Source organism: Xanthomonas sp. WHRI 7945 (assembly GCF_035026585.1).
This window is the reverse complement of the sequence record NZ_JAYIQP010000001.1, coordinates 348842-365942: the sequence shown is the minus strand read 5'-3', so window position 1 is coordinate 365942 and position 17101 is coordinate 348842. Positions and strand designations below refer to the sequence as shown.

The following is a 17101-nucleotide window of genomic DNA, read 5'->3' as shown; positions in this document are numbered from 1 at the left end:
CGCCGGCGTTACTGGCGCTGCGCCCAGGCCTGCACGATGGCCGCGATCGCGCGCACGCCGTCGGTCAATGCCGCCGGGCCGGGCTGCAGGATCAGCGGCGACTTGATCTCGAACAGCTGGCCGTCGCGCACCGCTGGGATCGTCGCCCAGCCCGGCCGCGCGGCCACGCGCTCGGGACGGAAGCGCTTGCCGCACCACGAGCCGAGGATGATGTCCGGCGCGCGCCGTACCACCTCGTCGCCGTTGGCCAGGATCCGCGCCTTGGCCAGCGGCTCGACCGACAGTTCCGGAAACACGTCGTCGCCGCCGGCGATGCGCACCAGTTCGGCGACCCAGCGGATGCCGGTGATGATCGGCTCGTCCCATTCCTCGAAGTACACCTTCGGCCGCCGCGGCAGCGCGTCGGCCTGCGCGGCGATCGCGGCCAGCCCGCGCTCAAGGTCGTCGGCGTAGGCCTGCGCACGCGCGCCGGCACCGACCAGCGCGCCGAGCCGGCGGATGTAGTCGAGGATGCCGTCGACGCTGCGGTGGTTGGCGATCCACACCTCCACCCCGTTGCGGATCAGCTCGGCGGCGATCTCGGCCTGGATGTCGGAAAAGCCGATCGCCAGGTCCGGCTGCAGCTTCAGGATCTCGCCGATCTTGGCGCTGGTGAAGGCGCTGACCTTGGGCTTGTCGCGCCGCGCCTGCGGCGGACGCACGGTGAAGCCGCTGATGCCGACGATGCGGTCCTGCTCGCCGAGCGCGTACAGCGTCTCGGTGGGTTCCTCGGTCAGGCAGACGATGCGCCGCGGGCCCATCTCAGTCCACCACCGGCATGCGGAAATACACCACGCGCTCGGTTTCCTCGAAACCGCAGGCGCGGTGCGCGGCCTGCGCCGCGGCGTCGTCGATCAGCGCATCGGAGGCCAGTTCGCTGCAGCCCTGCGCGCGGGTCCAGTCCAGCACTTCGCGCAACAGCGCGCGGCCGACGCCGCGGCCGCGCCATTGCGGCGCCACGTACCAGCCTTCCAGAAAGCCCACCGGCGAACTGTCGGTGCCGTTGACGTAGTCCTGGCGCAGGGTGGCGTCGGCGAAGCCGATCGCCTGACCGTCGCCGTCGAAGGCCAGGAAGTTGGCCGCATCCTCGCGCTGCAAGGCTTCGGCCACGCCGCCGAACGCGTCGCTCTCGTCCGGCCACAACGCCATCCGCAGCGCCGCCCACACGCGCAGGTCGGCGGCGCCGGCGGCGCGGACCGAAAAGGCATCGCTCACGGGAACAGCATCCGCTTGGACCAGTAGCCGGCGGCGTCGGCATCGTAGCGCCAGCGCTCGTGCAGGCGGAACTTGCCGCCGTACCAGAACTCGAAACTGCGCGGCACCACGCGGAAGCCGCTCCAGCCTTCCGGGCGCGGCACCTCGCGGCCCTCGAAGCTGGCTTCGGCCTTGGCTACGCGCTCCTCGAATTCCTCGCGCGACTGCAGGGTCCGCGACTGCGCCGAGGCCCACGCGCCGATCTGGCTCATGCGCGGGCGCGAAGCGAAGTACGCATCGGCCTCGGCGGCGGCGACCAGTTGCACCTCGCCGTCGATGCGCACCTGCACGCCGTCCTCGCGCATGCGCCGCCACAGGAACAACAGCGAAGCCTGCGGATTGGCCTGCAACTCGCGGCCCTTCTGGCTGTCCAGGTGGGTGTAGAACACGAAGCCGCGCGCGTCGTAGGACTTCAGCAGCACCACCCGCGAGGACGGCCGCGCCTCCAGCGTGGCCGAGGCGACGACCATCGCGTTGTATTCGGCCTCGTCGCTGCCGCGCGCCTCGGCGAACAGGTCGGCGAACGTGGACAGGGCTTCGGCGTAGAGATCGGGCATGGCGACAAGGCACTCGGCGGACGATGCGCCATTGTCGCGCCATGCACGGCGCGACGCACGTGCCGCCGCGGCCGGCCTGCGCCGATGGCGTCTCTGCTAGCATCGGCGGATGAATCCCGCCCCCAATCTCGTGCTGGTCGGCCCGATGGGAGCCGGCAAGAGCGTCATCGGCCGCCGCCTGGCCGAGCGCTTCAGCCTCGTCTTCGTCGACAGCGACCAGGCCATCGTCGAACGCACCGGCGCCAGCATCGCCTCGCTGTTCGAGCATGCCGGCGAAGCCGGCTTCCGCGAACACGAGCGCGCGGTGCTGGAAAGCGTGCTGAGCACGCCCGGCCATCTCATCTCCACCGGCGGCGGCGCGGTGCTCGACGCCGACAGCCGCCGCGAGATGCGCGAACACGGGTTCGTGGTGTACCTGCGGGTCAGCGTGGCCTCGCAGCTGCAGCGCCTGCAGCGCGACCGCAGCCGACCGCTGCTGCAGCGCGGCGACCGCGAACGGGTGCTGCACGAGCTGCACGCGGTGCGCGAGCCGCTGTACCGCGAAGTCGCCGACCTGATCCTGGACACCGACCACCTCAATCCCGCCGAAGCCACCGCGCAGCTGGTCGTGCGCCTGGCCGCGTCGTGGAAGCTTCCGGAACCCACTGCATGACTGTTTCCCTGCGCACTGTCCAGGTCAATGGCGACCCGGCCTACACCATCCACATCGGCCCCGGCCTGCTCGACGACGGCAGCCGCCTGGCCGCACACGTGCGCGGCCGCCACGTACTGCTGCTCAGCGACAGCAACGTCGCCCCGCTGTATGCCGCGCAGGTGCGCGGCGCGCTGCTGGCCGCGCGCCCGGAGCTGAAGATCGGCGCGCTGGTGATCCCGGCCGGCGAGGCCTCCAAGACCCTGGACAGTTTCGGCGCGGCGATCGCCGCGCTGGCCGAGCTCGGCGCCACCCGCGACGCCTGCGTGCTGGCGTTGGGCGGCGGCGTGGTCGGCGACCTGGCCGGCTTCGCCGCGGCCTGCTGGATGCGCGGGGTGGACTGCGTGCAGCTGCCGACCACGCTGCTGGCGATGGTCGATTCCTCGGTCGGTGGCAAGACCGCGGTGGACATCGCGCAGGGCAAGAACTTGGTCGGCGCGTTCCACCCGCCGCGCGCGGTGCTGGCCGATACCGCCGCGCTGCGCAGCCTGCCGCCGCGCGAACTGCGCGCCGGCCTGGCCGAGGTGATCAAGTACGGCGCGATCCGCGACCCGCTGTTCTTCGAATGGCTGCACGCCGAGCGCCGCGCGCTGCTGGACGCCGAGCCGGCCGCGCTGGCGCAGGCGATCGCGCGCAGCTGCGAGCACAAGGCCGAGATCGTGGCCCGCGACCCGTTGGAGAAGGGCGAGCGCGCCCTGCTCAACCTCGGCCACACCTTCGGCCACGCGATCGAGACCGAACAGGGCTACGGCGCGCCCGGCAACGACAACCTCAACCACGGCGAAGCGGTGGCGGTCGGCATGGTGCTGGCGGCAGAACTGTCGGCGCAGCTGGGCATGGCCACGGCGCAGGACAGCGCGCGGCTGCGCGCGCTGCTGACCGACTTCGAACTGCCCACCGCGCTGCCGGCCGGATTGGCGCCGCAGGCACTGCTGGAACGGATGCGGCTGGACAAGAAGAACATCGCCGGGCGCCTGCGGCTGGTGCTGTGGCGCGGCATCGGCCATGCCGAGGTGGTCCCGGACGTGGACGAGGCGGCGGTGCTGGCGGTGCTGGACGCTGCAGTGCAGGCCGCGGCGTAGCGCAGCCTGCCGCGCCAAGGCATCCGTCGGCCCTCGCGGCCGGCTCGCCGCACGTCCATGTGGGAGCGACTTCAGTCGCGACCAGCTAAGCGTGGGCCTCACGCCGTCGGCCAGCGTCGGGACTGAAGTCCCTCCCACAGAGCATCCAGCCAGATCGCCATGCGTGCGTGCCCTGCAAGGCGCCCGGGGCGCAGGCCTGCGCCAAGACGCGCTCGCCGCGGGACGTCGCGCGTCGTCCATGGTTCAGCGCGCCGACACATGCACGCGTCGCGTCAGCCGCCTGCTGCCGCGGCCGCCCGACGATCGCGGCACAGACGTCCTCCCCGCTTCCCTACCCGTCCCCCAACGCGCGACCGGCGCCGACGCCGCGGCGACCGGCTATCGGTACAATCGGCGGCATGCGCGTCTTCCTACAGCAACGCCCCGGCGGCAACGAGCCGCCCCGCTACATCCAGCTGACCCTGCAACCGGACCTGTTCGGCAGCTGGGAGCTGTTGCGCGAGAGCGGCCAGATCGGCGGCCGCGCGCAGCTCAAGCGCGAGCAGTACCTGCTGCAGGACGAGGCCCACGCCGCCTTCGAGAAAGCCCGCGACGCACAAATCAAGCGCGGCTTCCAGGTCATGTTCATTCGCGGCGCCGACGCCCCGCGCTAAGGAAACCCCCATGCTCAAGAACGACCGTCTGCTGCGCGCGCTGCGCCGCGAGCCCGTGGACCAGACCCCCGTGTGGCTGATGCGCCAGGCCGGACGCTACCTGCCCGAGTACCGCGCCACCCGCGCCCGCGCCGGCAGCTTCCTGGCCATGGCCAAGACTCCGGACCTGGCCTGCGAGGTGACCCTGCAGCCGCTGGCACGGTTCCCGCTGGACGCCGCGATCCTGTTCTCCGACATCCTCACCATCCCCGATGCGATGGGCCTGGAGCTGTATTTCGTCGAAGGCGAAGGCCCCAAGTTCAAGCACCCGGTGCGCGATGCGGCGGCGATCGCCCGGCTCGGCGTGCCGGACATGGAGACCGAACTGCGCTACGTGATGGACGCGGTGCGGGTGATCCGCCGCGAACTGGACGGCAGCGTGCCGCTGATCGGTTTCTCCGGCAGCCCGTGGACGCTGGCCTGCTACATGGTCGAGGGCGGCGGCAGCGACAACTACGCGCGGATCAAGGCCATGGCCCTGAACGAGCCGGCGGCGCTGCACCAGTTGCTGTCGGTCAACACCGATGCGGTGATCGCCTACCTGGCCGCGCAGCGCGCGGCCGGCGCGCAGGCGCTGCAGGTGTTCGACACCTGGGGCGGCGTGCTCAGCCCGGCGATGTACCGCGAGTTCTCGCTGCCCTACCTGCAGCGCATCGCCCGCGAACTGCCGCGCGGCGACGGCGCGCAGCGCACCCCGCTGATCCTGTTCGGCAAGGGCAACGCGCCGTACCTGGAAGAGTTGGCCGCCTCCGGCGCCGAAGGCCTGGGCGTGGACTGGACCGTCGACCTGGCCGAGGTCGCGCGCCGCACCGGCGGCCGCGTGGCGCTGCAGGGCAATCTCGACCCGGCGACGCTGTACGGCTCTCCGGCGGCGATCGAACGCGAGGTGCAGCGCGTGCTGCACAGCTACGCCGACGGCAACGGCTCCGCGGACGGCCACGTGTTCAACCTTGGCCACGGCCTGTCGCCGGACATGCAGCCCGAGCACGTCGGCGCGCTGGTCGCCGCGGTGCAGCGGCACAGCCGCCGCGCGCAGGCGTAGCGTCGCGCACCAAGCCGCCGTAACCGATGGGCGCCTTGCGCCCATCGGATCGCGGCGTGAGGCAACGCGCGCGTCCGCCATCCTGCAGTCGGGACTGAAGTCCCTCCCACAGTGCACCCGGCCGGCTTGCTGCGTGTGCCCTGCAGGAGCGGCTTCAGCCGCGACGAACGAAGCGGTGGACCCGACAACTGCAGGCATCGGTCGGGGCTGAAGCCCTCTACAGTTCACCCAGCCGGCTTGGCGCAAGCTCCCTGTAGGAGCGGCTTCAGCCGCGACGAACGAAGCTGCGGACCCGACCGCTGCGGCCATCGGTCGGGGCTGAAGCACCTCCTACAATGCACCCTGCCAATCACCGCAAGCTCCCTGTGGGAGCGACTTCAGTCGCGACGAACGAAGCGGTGGACCCAACGACTGCAGGCATCGGTCGGGGCTGAAGCCCCTCCTACAGTGCACCCAGCCGGCTTGCCGCAAGCTCCCTTTAGGAGCGGCTTCAGCCGCGACGAACGAAGCGGCGGACCCGACGGCTTCGGACAACTTCGGCACCGAAGCCCCGTACAGACCGAAGACAGCACACCTCGCGACGCGCCTCGACCCGCCATCGCAGCGGCGCCGCGCTGTTCGTCACGCGCCACAACCGCCCGCTGCTGCACGACGCCGCCACGCGATCTGCGCGATCCTATGCACCCCCCGCGTTGCCGTGCGTACCGATGTCCGCGCCCTCCCCCGATCCGATCTCCGTTCCGAACTACCGCAGCTTCCGTCCGCTGCTGTGGCTGGTGTCGCTGGCCATCTTCATGCAGATGCTGGACGCGACCATCGTCAACACCGCGCTGCCGGCGATGGCGCGCAGCCTGGGCGAGAGCCCGCTGCAGATGCAATCGGTGGTGTTCAGCTACGCGCTGGCGGTGGCGATGTTCATCCCCGCGTCGGGCTGGATCGCCGACCGCTACGGCACGCGCCGCACGTTCCTGGCCGCGATCGTGCTGTTCACCCTCGGCTCGCTGCTGTGCGCCGCCGCGCCGCGCCTGCCCTATCTGGTCGCGGCGCGCGTGCTGCAGGGCATCGGCGGGGCGATGCTGCTGCCGGTCGGGCGCCTGGCGGTGATGCGCTCGGTGTCGCGCGAGCAGTTCCTGAGCGCGATGAGCTTCATCGCGATCCCGGCGCTGATCGGGCCGTTGATCGGGCCGACGCTCGGCGGCTGGCTGGTGCAGGTGGCGTCGTGGCACTGGGTGTTCCTGATCAACCTGCCGATCGGCGCGATCGGCTTCGTCGCGGCGCTGAAGGTGATGCCGGACTTCCACGGCGAGCAGCGCACCCGCTTCGACCTGGTCGGCTACGCGATGCTGGCCTTCGGCATGGTCGCGCTGTCGCTGGCGCTGGACGGCATCTCCGAGCTGGGCCTGCGCCATGCGTTCGTGATGCTGCTGGCGATCGCCGGCCTGGCCGCGCTGATCGGCTACTGGCTGCACGCGGCCAGCGCCACCGCGCCGCTGTTCCCGCTGCACCTGTTCAAGGTGGTGAGCTTCCGCATCGGCATCCTCGGCAACCTGTTCGCGCGCGTGGGCAGCGGCAGCATGCCGTTCCTGATCCCGTTGCTGCTGCAGGTGGGCCTGGGCATGAGCCCGATGCGCGCGGGGCTGATGATGGTGCCGGTGGCGCTGGCCGGCATGGCCGCCAAGCGCGCGGCGGTGAAGCTGGTGGAGCGCTACGGCTACCGGCGGGTGCTGATGACCAACACCGTGCTGGTCGGCGTGGCGATGGCCAGCTTCGTGCTGTTCGACGCCGGCCAGGCGCTGGGCTGGCGGCTGCTGCAGCTGGCGCTGTTCGGCGCGGTCAACTCGCTGCAGTTCACCGTCATGAACACGGTGACGCTGCGCGACCTGGACAGCGACCAGGCCAGTGCCGGCAACGGCCTGCTGTCGATGGTGATGATGCTGGCCACCGGCTTCGGCGCCGCGGCCGCGGGCAGCCTGCTGGCGGCCTTCAACACCCACCTCGGCGACACCCACGGCGCCACCGCGGCGCTGCACGCGACCTTCGTCTGCGTCGGCGCGATCACCCTGACCTCGACGCTGATCTTCTGGCAACTGCCCGATACCCGGCCGCATCCCAAGCAGGTGGAAGAGGTGGCTGAGTAGTCGGGACTCGGGACCGGGGACCCGGGACTCGTGGCAGCACCGCGGCGGCTGGGCTACGAAGTCTGCGGAACGATCCTCTGCGACATCACGCCTTTTCGAGTCCCGGGTCCCGAGTCCCGAGTCCCGGCCTCAGCACCGCCTCGATCGCCTCGGCCAGCATGTCGCCGGTGACCGGCTTGCGCAGGAAGCCGTCGAAGCTGGCCGCGCGCGCCTGCGGTTCGGCGTCGGCGTCGGCACGGGCGGTGACCGCGATCAGTGGCATCTCGTAGCCGAACACGCGCAGTTGCCGCGCCAGCGCCAGGCCGTCCAGGCCGGGCAGGTCCAGGTCCAGCAAGGCCACGTCGAAGCTGCCGCCGGCCGCTTCGGTCAATGCCGCCAGCGCGTGCGCGGCGTGGGTGATGTGGTGGCCGCGCGCGCTCAGCAGGCCGCTGACGACCTCGGCGACGGTGGGGTCGTCCTCGACCAGCAGGATGCGCAACGGCCGGGTCGCGGCCTGGGTCTCGCGCCCGCCGCGGGTGCCGGCCTGCAGCGGTTCCGGGATCCACGGCAGCGGCAGGTCGACGATGAAGCGGGTGCCGACGCCGAGCTTGCTGTGCAGTTCGACGCGCCCGCCCATCGCCACCGCCAGTTCCTGGCAGATCGCCAGGCCCAGGCCGCTGCCGCCGTAGCGCGCGGCGGTGCGCGGGCCGTCGGCCTGCTCGAAGCGCTGGAACAGCCGCGCCTGCTGCTCGGCATTGATGCCCGGGCCGGTGTCGGCGACCTCGAAGCGCACGCTCTGGTTGTCGTGCAGCGGCGCCACGCGCAAGGTCACGCTGCCGTGGTCGGTGAACTTGATCGCGTTGTTGAGCAGGTTCAGCAGGATCTGCCGCACCCGGGTCGCATCGCCGCTGGCGGTGACCTCGGCCGGCATCGCGTTGTCCAGCGCGAACGCCAGGCCGCGGCTGTGCGCCATCGGCGCCATCATCGCCTCCAGTTCGGCGATCAGCCGTCCCAGGTCGAACGGTTGCTGGTCCAGTTCCAGGCGCCCGGCCTCGATCCGCGCCAGGTCCAGCGCGTCGTTGACCAGGCGCAGCAGGTGCGCGCCGGCGCCGCGGATCGATTCGGTGTAGCCGCGCTGCTTGGGATCCAGCGGCGTGGCCAGCAGCAGTTCGCTCATGCCCAGCACGCCGGTCATCGGCGTGCGCACCTCGTGCCCGAGCGTGGCCAGGAAGCGGGTCTTGGCCAGCGACGCCTGCTCGGCCAGCTCCTGCTTGTGCAGCGCCAGTTGCCAGGCGTTGCGCCGGCGCAGGCGTCGCCGGTACAGATAGGACACCAGCCACAGCGCCAGCAGCGCCAGCACCGCCAGCCCGGCCATGCCCCAGGGGCTGCGCCACCACGGTGGCAGCACGCGGAAGCGCAGCGTGGTGACCTTCGACCACACCTTGTCGGCGGTGCGCGCCTGCATCTCCAGGGTGTAGTGGCCGGACGGCAGGCGCGAGAACAGGCGCTCGCCGCTGGCGCCGACATCGACCCAGTCCGGGTCGTAGCCGCTGAGCCGGAACCGGTAGGTGTTGGCGTCGGTGTCGGAGAACGACAGCAGGCGGGCGACGACGTGCAGGTCGCGGTCGCCTTCCTGCAGCGCGATGCTGCCGGCATGCAGCAGGTCCAGCGCGCGCTCGCCGCGGCGCACGCCGATGCGCTCGATCACCAGCGGCGGCTGCCGCCGCGACGGCACCACCTGGGTCGGCTCGAACAGCACCACCCCATCCGGGGTGCCGCCGAGGATCTGCCCGCTGCGCGCCTGGGTCAGGGTCTGCGGGCGGAATTCCTGGTTGGGCAGGCCGTCGTGCACGCTGTAGGAGCGGATCGCCTTGCTCGCCGGATCGACCCGGATCAGCCCGCGCACGCTGCTCAACCAGGCCACGCCGCTAGCATCGACCACCACACCGTTCGGCGCCAGCGACGGGAACTCCTGTTCGGCGTCGATGCGGTCGAGCAGGCTCAGCCGCGCGCCGTCCCACAGATAGCGTTCCAGGCGTCCGAGGCTGGCCAGCCAGACCACATTGCCGTCGGTGATGGTGAAGGCGCTCAGCGCCCGCGCCGGCGCGCCCGGCACCGGCGCGAAACGCTCGCTGGTCGCATCCCAGGCCAGCACGCCGTGCTGGCCGAGCAGCCAGGGCTGGCCCAGCGGGCCCGGCCGGGCATCGTCCACGGTCAGCTCCGCCGGCAGCCCGTCGGCGCCCGGGGCGATGTTGCGCAGCACGTGTCCGTCCAGGTCGCGGACCTGGGCGCCACCGATCTCGCCGAACAACCACACGCGGCCGTCGCCGCTGAGCATCATCCGGTCGACCTCGCCGGGCATCGGCGCGTCGGCGCCGTCCTGCTTGCCCCAGCGCCGCACCTCGCCGCTGGCCGGATCGTAGCGCAACACCCCCGTCGACGCCGCCGCCCAGACCCGGCCCTGGCCGTCCTCGACCAGTGCCCGCGACCAGTCGCGCCCGAACAGCGCGGTGATGTGGTGGCGCACCGTCCCCGTGGCAGGATCCAGCTTGTCCAGCATGCCGCGCGTGCCCGCCAGCCACACCCCGCCATCGCGCGAGGCGGCGGTCGCGATGACGTAGGGATTGCCCATCGAGTCCGGATCGTCCACCCGATGCGACAGCACCGAGAACTGCCGCCAGTTGGCCGGCAGGTACCACAGGCCGGCGTTGAAGCTGGCGAACCACAGATCGCCTTCGCGGTCCTCGAAGGCCAGCGACCAGTTGGGCTTGACCAGGCCGTGCGCGGAGTTGCTGTACAGCGGCACGTTGTGGATCTGCCCGGCGTCGCTCTCGCGGCCCAGGCCGTCGAGGGTGTCGAACCAGCGATTGCCGTGGCGGTCGTGGACCAGCATGCCCAGCACGCTCTCGCTGGGCATGTTGCTCCAGTACGGCGCCACCACGCTGCCGTCGGTGCGCAGCAGGCGCGCACCGCCCTGGCTGGCCACCCACAGCGTGCCGTCGCGCTCGGGGGTCAGGCCCAGCACCTCGGGCCGCGGCAGCGCCGAGGCCGGCAGCCGTTCGAAGTCGTGCCCGGTCCAGCGCGCCACGCCGCCGCGGGTGCCCACCCACAGCGTGCCGTCGGGCGTGGTCGCCAGGGAGATCACCGCCGGCGACGGCAGGCTGCGCTCGTCGCCCGGCATCGGCATGTAGCGGCTCAGCGTGCCGTCCGCGCGCAGCCGGTCCAGCCCGCCGTTGGCGGTGCCGAACCAGATGCTGCCGTCGGGCGTGGAGGCGATCGCCCAGACCGTGCCGCCGCCGATCTGCGGATAGTTGCTGCGGTCGTAGTAGCGGAACGTGCGCCGGTCCGCCGAGAGCATGCCCATGCCGGCATTCTGGGTGCCGAACCAGACCCGGTTCTGCGCGTCGACGTGCACGGTCCAGATCTTGTTGTCGCGCAGCCCGTCCTCGACCCGCCAGATGCGGTAGCCGCGGCCGTCGAACCGCGCCAGGCCGTCGCTGCTGGCCAGCCACAGGTAGCCGAGCCTGTCTTCGGCGAAGCCGTTGATGCTGTTGGACGGCAAGCCGTCGGCCACGGTCAGCTGGCGCGGCTGCGGCGTCGGCGGCACCGCCGCGGCGGCCGCCGCCGACCACAGCAACAGCAGCCACCCCAAGATCCTTCTCGACCGCATCGTCGTCTCCCTGTGCGTGGGCTGCGTTGTCGCCCATGCCCTTCGCCATCGTCGGCGATAAACGCCGCCGCTGGCAACAGATGTAGCGGGACTCGGGACTCGGGACTCGGAAAGCGTCGCATGCACTGTTCGCCAATGCGTTGCGCCATCCGGTGCTGGCCTACATCGTCCGGGTCCCGGGTCCCGAGCCCCGAGTCCCGGCTTCAACCTCCATCGCTGCCCTGATCGCCTCGGCCAGCATGTCGCCGGTGACCGGTTTACGCACGAAGCAGGCGAAACCGGCCGCCTTGGCCGCGGCCTCGGCCTCGCCGTCGGACCGCGCGGTGACCGCGATCAACGGGAATTCGTAGCCGAACGCGCGCAGCTGCCGCGCCAGCGCCAGGCCATCGAGCGCCGGCAGGTCCAGGTCCAGCAGGCCCAGATCGAAGCTGGCCTGGGTCAGTTCGGTCAGCGCCTCCAGGCCGTGCGCGGCGCACACCACGTGGTGGCCGCGGCCTTGCAGCAGTTCGGCCATCACCTGGGCCACGGTGGGTTCGTCCTCGACCAGCAGGATGCGCAACGGCGCCTGCGCCTGCGCCACCACCGGCAACGGCAGCGGCACCGCGGCCTCGGCCGGCTGCGGCCGCCAGCGCAACGGCAGCGTCACCCGGAAGCGCGCGCCATGCCCGAGCCGGCTGTCGACCTGGATGCGCCCGCCCATCGCCGTCGCCAGTTCCTGGCTGATCGCCAGGCCCAGCCCGCTGCCGCCGTAGCGCGCGGCGGTACGCGGGCCTTCGCCCTGCTCGAAGCGCTGGAACAGCCGCGCCTGCTGCTCGGCGCTGATGCCCGGGCCGGTGTCGGCGACCTCCACGCACAGCCCGTGCCCGCTGCGCAGCGGCGACACGTGCAGCGTCACCGAGCCGCTGGCGGTGAACTTGATCGCGTTGCCGACCAGGTTGAGCAGGATCTGCCGCACCCGCACCGCATCGCCGTTGACGGTCACCGCGCCCGGCAGCGTGTCGTGGCATTCGAAGCGCAACCCGCGCGCCTGCGCCAGCGGCGCCATCAGGTTGACCACGTCGGCGATCAGCGCCTGCAGCGCGAACGGCTGCAGGTCCAGCTGCAGGCGCCCGGCCTCGATCCGCGCCAGGTCCAGCGCGTCGTTGACCAGGTGCAGCAGATGCGTGCCGGCGCGGCGGATTGATTCGGTGTAGCCACGCTGCTTGGGGTCCAGCGGCGTGGCCAGCAGCAGTTCGCTCATGCCCAGCACGCCGGTCATCGGCGTGCGCACCTCGTGCCCGAGCGTAGCCAGGAAGCGGGTCTTGGCCAGCGACGCCTGCTCGGCCACTTCCTGCTTGTGCAAGGCCAGTTGCCAGGCATGCTGGCGGCGCAGGCGGCGGCGGTAGGCGCGCAGCGAGACCAGCAGCAGCAGCGCGCCGGCGGCGAGCAGCCCAGCGATGCCCCAGACGCTGCGCCACCACGGCGGATAGACCCGGAACGGCAGCCGCAACGTCGGCGACCAGGCGCCGTTGCGGGTGCGCGCCTGCACCTCGAGCACGTGTTCGCCGGCCGGCAGCTGCGGCAGCGTGCGCTCGCCGCTGGCGCCGACCGCGACCCAGGTGCGGTCGTAGCCGGGCAGGCGGAAGCGGTAACCGATCCCCTCCGGATCGACGAACGACAGCAGCCGCGCCACCACCCGCAGGTCGCGGTCGTCCGGCTGCAGGGCGAAACCGCCCACCACCGGCAGCGCCAACAGCCGCTCGCCGCGGCGCACCTGCACGCTCTCCAGGCTCAGCGCCAGCGGCACCGCCGGCGGATCCGGCAGGCGCGTGTCCAGCAGCGCCACGCTGCCGTCGGCGGTAGCCGCCACCAGCACCCCATCGGCGGCCATCGTCAGCCCGCGCGCGACCACTTCCTGGCTGCTCAATCCATCGCGCGCGCCGAACGCGCGGACCGCGGGCACATGCCGCGGGTCGACCCGGAACAGGCCGCGGCGCATGCCCAGCCAGGCGCGGCCCTGTTGATCGACGACCAGGCCCTGCGACTCGGTCGCCGGCACGCCCTCGGCCGCCGCGTAGCGGTGCGCCTGCCGCCAGTGCCCGCCCTCGCGCCGCCACAGTTCCAATCCGGACAGCCGGTGCACCCACAGGGTCTGCGCATCGGCGAAGGCGAACGCCTGCACCCGTTCGCCGGCGAACTCCGGCGGCGCGCGGAACTGCCCGGTCGCGGCATCCCAGTAGTGCAGACGCTCGGCGGCCAGCCACGGCGTGCCGTTCGGGGCCAGATCGAACGCGGCGATATCGGCCGCCGCGGCCAGGCCACGCTGCGGACCGGCGATGTTGTCCAGCACGCGGCCGTCGGCGAGCGCGCGCACCTGCACGCCGAAGCCGGGGGCGGCCACCCACAGGCTGCCGTCGGCACGCTGGCGCATCCAGGTGTTGATGCCGATCTCGGGGGTGGCGTCGGCCGCCGAACTGCGGCCCCAGCCGGTCAGCGCGCCACCGCCGGCCGACCCGCGCAGCAGCATGGCGCTGCTGCCGAGCCACAGCTCGCCGCTGCCGTCCTCCAGGATCGACAGCAGGCGCAGGCTGGGCAGGCGGGTCGTCCACACCGGCGCGCTGAGCACGCCGCTGGACGGCTGCAGCTTGTAGACGTTGCCGCCGTTGCCGGCCAGCCATACGCCGCCATCGCGGGATGGCGCCAGTCCGGAATACAGATCCGGCGCCAGTCCGTGCGCCTGCCCCAATACCGCCAGCCGCCGCCAATCCGGGCGCAGGTAGCCCAGGCCGCGGGTCGGCAACGACACCCACAGTCCGCCTTCCTTGTCGCGCAACATGCCCACCACCACGTTGCTGCTGGACACCGCCGCTTCGCCCGCGCCGATGTGGCGCAACGGCCCATCTGCCGGCTTGTGCCACAGGCCCTGGCCGTTGCCGAGCCAGTAGCCGCCGCTGCCGTCCTCGGCCATGGACAGCACCCCGCGCTGCAACGCGCCGGTCCAGTCCGCGCGCTGCCAGCGCCCGTCGGCGCCGAGCCGGTACAGATTGCCGTTGGCGCTGACCCACAGGCCGTCGGACAATGCGATCACCGCCGCCACCTTCTGCCGCGCGTCGGTGGCGTCGGGGAGCCGATAGGCGCTGGCGCGCGTGCCGTCGTAGCGCACCAGGCCCTTGATGGTGCCGACCCACAGCACCCCGCTCGCATCGAACGCCAGACCCACCACCGCGCTGTCGAGCATCGCGTCGATCTCGCTGTCGCCGGCCTGGATGCGCTGCACGCGCCCGTCCGCGGGCAGCCGATACAGGCCGCCGGCATAGGTGCCGAACACCACCTCGTCGCCGCGGCTGGCGATCGCGAACACGTCGTCGCTGCGCAGCGCCGGTTGCGTGGCCATGTTGAAATGGCGGAAGCCGCGGCGCCCGGCATCGAGCACGCTCAGGCCGCCGCCTTCGCAGGCGACCCAGACCCGGTTGCGCGCATCGACATGCAGTTCCTGCACGTAGTTGCAGCGCAGGGACTGCGGATCGGCCGGGTCGTGGCGCCAGACGCGGAACTCGCGGCCGTCGTAGCGGGCCAGGCCGTCGCCGCTGGCGACCCACAGGTAGCCGTCGCGATCCAGGCCCAGCCGCGAGATCTCGCTGGACGGCAGCCCATGTTCGGCGCCCAGCACGCGGAACCGCGGCAGCTCCGGCACGGCCGCCAGCGCGCTGGCGCAGCAGCAGGCCAGCACCAGCAGCCAGGCGAGCGTCCAGGCGCGCCGCTGGCGTCGAGGACGGGGGATTTGCATCGACATCGGCTCCAGCGGCAGTGAACGATCGGCGGCGGATGAACACCGGCGCACTGCCGGGGCCGGCCGCGCACAGCGCAGCCGCTCCGTGCCGCCCTTGCGCGGCAGCGTTCTTATACCCCGCGGCACCCGAAAAATCACACCCGGCGCGCCCTGCAACGAACCATTGCGCGCAGCACAGGCGCAGGCGGTGCGGACTGCGCCTAGAATCCGGCCTACTCCCTCGCCTGGCCCGCCCATGCTCCAGCGCTGCCTCACCGCCCTGCTGCTGATCTGCCCGACCGCCGCGCTGGCGGCCCCGGCGCAGTACGCCCTGGACCCGGTGCACACCCGCGTGCTGTTCGCGATCGAGCACGCCGGATTCTCCAAGGCGCTGGGCACCGTGTCCGGCAGCACCGGCACCCTGCTGTTCGATCCGGACGACTGGCGCAGCGCGCGGCTGGATGCGCGGGTGCCGCTGCAACGGCTCGACCTGGGCGACGAAAAATGGAACCGCGCCGCGCTGGCGCGCAACCTGGTCGACGGCGAGCGCTATCCCGAGGCGCACTTCGTCTCCACCCGGATCGAGCCGATCGACGCCACCCATGCCAAGGTGTTCGGCACGCTGACCCTGCACGGCGTCAGCCGCGAGATCGCGCTGGAGGTGACCCTCAACGCGCTCAAGCGGCATCCGCTGCCGCCGTTCCGCCGCACCGTGGGGTTTTCCGCCACCGCCACGCTGCAGCGCGCCGACTTCGGCATCGACGCCTGGCCGTCGGTGATCGGCGCCGCGGTCGAACTGCGCATCGAGGCCGAGGCCACCCGCAACGGCGGAGCCGACGCCGAGCCAGCGCCAGCGACCACGCCCACCACCGATCCCGACACCCCGCCCAGCGCCAACCAGGACGCCACGCCATGACCGCCAAGAACACCGCCGAGCGTTGGGGCGGCGTCAGCCAGACCCTGCATTGGTTGATCGCCGCCCTGATCCTGCTGCTCGGCGTGGTCGGCCTGACCATGGGCGAATTGCCGAAGACGCCCAAGTACTTCTGGGTCTACACCGCGCACAAGTCGCTGGGGCTGACCGTGCTGGCGCTGGTGATCGCGCGGCTGAGCTGGCGCCTGTACGCCGGCGCGCCCAAGCCGGTGCCGGGCACGCCGAGCTGGCAGGAACGCATCGCCAGCGCCACCCACGCGCTGCTGTACGTGCTGATCTTCGGCATGCCGCTGTCCGGCTGGCTGTACGACTCGACCAGCGGCCTGCGCCCGTTCCGCTGGTTCGGCCTGGTCGCCGTGCCCAAGCTCAGCGCCCCCGACGAGCGCCTGCGCGACCTGTCGCACGCGGTGCACGAATGGGGCTTCTGGATCCTGATCGCGGTGGTGCTGGCGCATGCCGGCGCCGCCTTCTACCACCACCTGTTCCAACGCGATGCCACCCTGGCGCGGATGTTGCCGCGCGGTTGGCTGAGCCCCAAATCCTGAGGAGTTCCAGCATGTCGTCCCGTTTCGCCTCCCCCGCCGCCGTCGCCGCCAGCCTGGTGGCGATGCTCGCCGCCCCCGCATTCGCCGCCGACTACGTGCAGGCGCCGGGCTCGAGCCTGGTGTTCGCCAGCAAGTACGACGGCGAAGTGTTCACCGGCCAGTTCCCCGGCTTCGACACCAAGCTCAGCTTCGACCCGGCCAACCTGGCCGCCAGTAAGCTCGACGTGGCGATCCCGCTGGCCGGCGCCAAGAGCGGCAATGCCGACCGCGACTCGACCTTGCAGGGCGCCGACTTCTTCAATGTCGCCAAGTTCGCCACCGCGCACTACCGCGCCGACAAGTTCCGCGCGCTGGGCAACAACCAGTACGCCGCCGACGGCACCCTTGAGCTGCGCGGCGTGACCAAGCCGGTGACCCTGACCTTCACCTGGACCCCGGGCGCGCAGCCGGTGCTGGCCGGCAAGGCCACCGTCAAGCGCCTGGATTTCGGCGTCGGCGGCGGCGACTGGGCCGACACCAAGACCATCCCCAACGAAACCGCGATCAGCACCAAGGTCGTGTTCAAGGCGAAGTGAGTCGCCACCGGCCGCAGCGGCACGCGGCCACTGGGCGGCGGATTCCCTCGTCGGGTCCGCCGCTTTTTTTGTGCCCGCACCGGCGCGGCGAGGGGCATTGCCGACCGTCTTGCCAGCGATGCCAGGCCGCGTGCGCTGCGCGCCCGCATGCCGAG

The 17101-nt window shown here is 71.9% G+C and carries 13 protein-coding genes; 8 read left to right on the top strand and 5 right to left on the bottom strand.

All coding sequences use genetic code 11. The features are described 5' to 3' along the window. Positions 1–8: 8 nt before the first annotated feature. The 3 genes from VDQ83_RS01385 to pdxH are packed head-to-tail and all read right to left on the bottom strand — an operon-like array spanning position 9 to position 1850. Positions 9–800: a cobalamin-binding protein gene (locus VDQ83_RS01385; protein WP_455433587.1), complete on the bottom strand. Its 792-nt coding sequence runs from the start codon at positions 798–800 to the stop codon at positions 9–11. A 1-nt stretch (position 801) separates the two neighbouring features. After that, entirely contained in the window at positions 802–1254 is a 453-nt protein-coding gene (gene aac(6') / locus VDQ83_RS01380; RefSeq protein ID WP_309918013.1) for an aminoglycoside 6'-N-acetyltransferase, read from the bottom strand. Continuing rightward, positions 1251–1850 (bottom strand): pyridoxamine 5'-phosphate oxidase, encoded by a 600-nt coding sequence (pdxH, locus tag VDQ83_RS01375; RefSeq protein WP_455433586.1) that lies wholly within the window; start codon positions 1848–1850, stop codon positions 1251–1253. Before pdxH ends, aac(6') begins: the two co-directional genes overlap by 4 nt. A 109-nt stretch (positions 1851–1959) precedes the next feature. On the opposite strand from pdxH, the gene VDQ83_RS01370 reads away from it, so the two are divergent. The 5 genes from VDQ83_RS01370 (at position 1960) to mdtD (ending at position 7495) form a co-directional block, all read left to right on the top strand. Continuing rightward, on the top strand, positions 1960–2502 hold the full coding sequence (locus VDQ83_RS01370) for a shikimate kinase (RefSeq protein WP_263395278.1): 543 nt from the start codon (positions 1960–1962) through the stop codon (positions 2500–2502). Then, complete coding sequence (gene aroB, locus VDQ83_RS01365; RefSeq protein WP_455433585.1) at positions 2499–3623, top strand: 3-dehydroquinate synthase; 1125 nt, start codon at positions 2499–2501, stop codon at positions 3621–3623. The genes VDQ83_RS01370 and aroB overlap by 4 nt, the downstream gene beginning before the upstream one ends. 398 nt (positions 3624–4021) lie before the next feature. Next, positions 4022–4276: a WGR domain-containing protein gene (locus VDQ83_RS01360; RefSeq protein WP_185815696.1), complete on the top strand. Its 255-nt coding sequence runs from the start codon at positions 4022–4024 to the stop codon at positions 4274–4276. Positions 4277–4286: 10 nt separating this feature from the next. Next, complete coding sequence (gene hemE / locus VDQ83_RS01355) at positions 4287–5357, top strand: uroporphyrinogen decarboxylase (protein ID WP_455433584.1); 1071 nt, start codon at positions 4287–4289, stop codon at positions 5355–5357. 707 nt (positions 5358–6064) lie between these two features. Beyond that, on the top strand, positions 6065–7495 hold the full coding sequence (mdtD, locus tag VDQ83_RS01350; RefSeq protein ID WP_455433583.1) for a multidrug transporter subunit MdtD: 1431 nt from the start codon (positions 6065–6067) through the stop codon (positions 7493–7495). 85 nt (positions 7496–7580) lie between these two features. Here mdtD and VDQ83_RS01345 read toward each other — a convergent pair whose 3' ends face one another. Further along, positions 7581–11126 (bottom strand): ATP-binding protein, encoded by a 3546-nt coding sequence (locus VDQ83_RS01345; RefSeq protein ID WP_455433582.1) that lies wholly within the window; start codon positions 11124–11126, stop codon positions 7581–7583. A 178-nt stretch (positions 11127–11304) separates the two neighbouring features. Further along, on the bottom strand, positions 11305–14910 hold the full coding sequence (locus VDQ83_RS01340; RefSeq protein WP_455433581.1) for an ATP-binding protein: 3606 nt from the start codon (positions 14908–14910) through the stop codon (positions 11305–11307). A 238-nt stretch (positions 14911–15148) separates the two neighbouring features. Between VDQ83_RS01340 and VDQ83_RS01335 the strand changes: the two genes are divergently transcribed. From VDQ83_RS01335 to VDQ83_RS01325, 3 genes are read left to right on the top strand one after another with little or no spacing between them, the layout of a single operon-like run. Beyond that, positions 15149–15808, top strand: coding sequence for a YceI family protein (locus tag VDQ83_RS01335; RefSeq protein ID WP_455433580.1), 660 nt, complete (start codon positions 15149–15151; stop codon positions 15806–15808). After that, on the top strand, positions 15805–16371 hold the full coding sequence (locus VDQ83_RS01330; RefSeq protein ID WP_455433579.1) for a cytochrome b: 567 nt from the start codon (positions 15805–15807) through the stop codon (positions 16369–16371). The genes VDQ83_RS01335 and VDQ83_RS01330 overlap by 4 nt, the downstream gene beginning before the upstream one ends. Before the next feature lie 11 nt (positions 16372–16382). After that, positions 16383–16946 (top strand): YceI family protein, encoded by a 564-nt coding sequence (locus VDQ83_RS01325; protein WP_309917991.1) that lies wholly within the window; start codon positions 16383–16385, stop codon positions 16944–16946. The last annotated feature ends 155 nt before the right edge of the window (positions 16947–17101 follow it).